Below are 2,264 nucleotides of genomic sequence, written 5' to 3' on the forward strand. Positions count from 1 at the left end.
GTGTTTCTTCTTCTCCTTCTCGGCACCCGCTATTTGATGCCGTTTAGGTACCTGCACCGGTCGGGGCAGGACTCTTACTTCGAGTAGTACTCGACGATCAGCTGCTCGGTGAGCGGCACCTCGATCTGTGCCCGCTCCGGCAGTTGGTGGATCAGGATGCGTTGCCGCTCGCCGACCACCTGGATCCAGCTGGGGATCGGACGGTCGCCGGCGGTCTCGCGCGCGATCTGGAACGGCACACTGTTCACCGACTTGTCTCGCACATCGATGATGTCGTACTGCGACACCCGATAGCTGGGGACGTTGACGTGGACGCCGTTGACCGTGAAGTGGCCGTGGCTGACCAGCTGGCGGGCCATCCGCCGGGTGCGAGCTATCCCGGCGCGGTAGATGACGTTGTCCAGCCGACTTTCCAGGATCTGCAGCAGCTCGTCGCCGGTCTTGCCGGAACGGCCGGCAGCCTCTTCGTAGTAGCGGCGGAACTGCTTCTCCATGACGCCGTAGGTGAACCGGGCCTTCTGCTTCTCCTGCAGCTGCAGCAGGTACTCGCTCTCCTTGATCCGCGCGCGGCCATGCTGGCCGGGCGGATAAGGACGCTTCTCGAACGCCTGGTCGCCACCGACAAGGTCGGTGCGCAGCCGGCGTGATTTCCGGGTAATGGGTCCGGTGTAACGAGCCATGATCTACCTAGACCCTTCTCCGCTTGGGTGGACGGCAGCCGTTGTGCGGCTGGGGGGTGACATCAGCGATCGCGCCGACCTCCAGGCCGGCTGCCTGCAGCGACCGGATCGCGGTCTCGCGGCCCGAGCCCGGACCCTTCACGAACACGTCGACCTTCTTCACGCCGTGCTCCTGTGCTTTGCGGGCGGCGTTCTCGGCGGCCAGCTGGGCGGCGAACGGCGTCGACTTGCGCGAGCCCTTGAAACCGACGTGGCCCGACGACGCCCAGGCAATGACGTTGCCCTGCAGGTCGGTGATCGTCACGATCGTGTTGTTGAACGTGCTCTTGATGTGGGCGGCGCCGTGCGGGACGTTCTTCTTTTCCCGGCGCCGGGTCTTCTGACCCTTCTTGGGGGCGGCGGCGCCTGCCTTCTTGGCTGGGGGCATGACTTACCTGGCCTTCTTCTTGCCGGCGATGGTGCGCTTGGGGCCCTTGCGGGTACGCGCGTTGGTCTTGGTGCGTTGGCCGCGCACGGGCAGGCCGCGGCGGTGCCGGAGACCCTGGTAGCAACCGATCTCGATCTTGCGACGGATGTCGGCCTGCACCTCACGGCGCAGGTCACCCTCGATCTTGAGATTGGCTTCGATGTAGTCGCGCAGATGGGTCACCTGATCGTCGGTGAGGTCCTTGGTGCGCAAGTCTTTGTCGATCCCAGTGGCGGCCAAAATCTCGTTCGACCGGGTACGGCCAACGCCGTAAATGTAGGTCAACGCGACCTCCATGCGCTTATCGCGCGGCAGGTCAACGCCCACAACTCGAGCCATGGGTGGCATTCCTTCTGTTCGCGGAGGTCTGATCCCAGTCCGTTCCCGGCTGACTGCTCCGGGGTCCGGCCTCCGTTCCGGACGTCGATGAGGGGCCTATCCCCTCATTGGTGCTGGGAGGTCTGCATTCAGTTGTGTGTGCGCCTAGCTACTAACCTTGTCTTTGCTTGTGGCGCGGATCAGAGCAGATCACCATGACCCGCCCATGCCGACGGATCACCCTGCACTTGTCGCAGATCGGCTTGACGCTCGGGTTCACCTTCACGGCTGTTCGATCCTGTTCTTCTATTCGATGACTTTGTCGTTCGGGCTGTTACTTGTAGCGGTACACAATGCGGCCCCGGGTCAGGTCGTAGGGAGACAACTCCACCACCACCCGGTCCTCGGGGAGGATGCGGATGTAGTGCTGCCGCATCTTGCCGCTGATGTGGGCGAGCACCTTGTGGCCGTTCTCCAGCTCAATGCGGAACATCGCATTGGGCAGGGGCTCGACCACGCGGCCCTCGACCTCTATGGCGCCGTCCTTCTTGGCCATAACTTCCTAGAAATCCTCGTCTGTTGGTTTCGTCGCTTCGTTTTGTTTCAGCTGAGCCAGGTTCGGCGCAGCATTGGCTGGCTTTGCAACGTGAGCCGGTGTTGGGAAATTCCTAGGACAGGGCACGCAGGAGTCGGCGCGTATGACGCACCGTTGGCCCACGATACCTGGTTATTGAAGCTGACCAAAATCGCTGAGCGAGAAATCCGGCCTCCCCTCTTAGCCCACCGCGCATCCCCTCACG

Annotated in this window: 5 protein-coding genes; all 5 read right to left on the reverse strand. The window is 62.9% G+C overall.

Annotated elements, in window-relative coordinates; translation table 11 throughout:
* Positions 1 to 74: 74 nt before the first annotated feature.
* Positions 75 to 680: a 30S ribosomal protein S4 gene (gene rpsD, locus WBF82_RS07790; protein WP_424382478.1), complete on the reverse strand. Its 606-nt coding sequence runs from the start codon at positions 678 to 680 to the stop codon at positions 75 to 77.
* Between the two features lie 7 nt (positions 681 to 687).
* The gene (gene rpsK / locus WBF82_RS07795) at positions 688 to 1,107 is read right to left on the reverse strand and encodes a 30S ribosomal protein S11 (RefSeq protein ID WP_424082930.1); all 420 of its coding nucleotides are present in this window, start codon (positions 1,105 to 1,107) and stop codon (positions 688 to 690) included.
* A 3-nt stretch (positions 1,108 to 1,110) separates the two neighbouring features.
* Positions 1,111 to 1,485 (reverse strand): 30S ribosomal protein S13, encoded by a 375-nt coding sequence (rpsM, locus tag WBF82_RS07800; protein ID WP_424382479.1) that lies wholly within the window; start codon positions 1,483 to 1,485, stop codon positions 1,111 to 1,113.
* A gap of 151 nt (positions 1,486 to 1,636) precedes the next feature.
* Positions 1,637 to 1,750 carry a 50S ribosomal protein L36 gene (gene rpmJ, locus WBF82_RS07805; protein ID WP_003879483.1) on the reverse strand — a complete coding sequence of 38 codons (114 nt, stop codon included), beginning with the start codon at positions 1,748 to 1,750 and terminating at the stop codon, positions 1,637 to 1,639.
* Positions 1,751 to 1,798: 48 nt separating this feature from the next.
* On the reverse strand, positions 1,799 to 2,020 hold the full coding sequence (gene infA / locus WBF82_RS07810; RefSeq protein ID WP_005140011.1) for a translation initiation factor IF-1: 222 nt from the start codon (positions 2,018 to 2,020) through the stop codon (positions 1,799 to 1,801).
* Positions 2,021 to 2,264: the final 244 nt, after the last annotated feature.

Source organism: Mycobacterium sp. (assembly GCF_049673265.1).
Lineage (GTDB): Bacteria > Actinomycetota > Actinomycetes > Mycobacteriales > Mycobacteriaceae > Mycobacterium.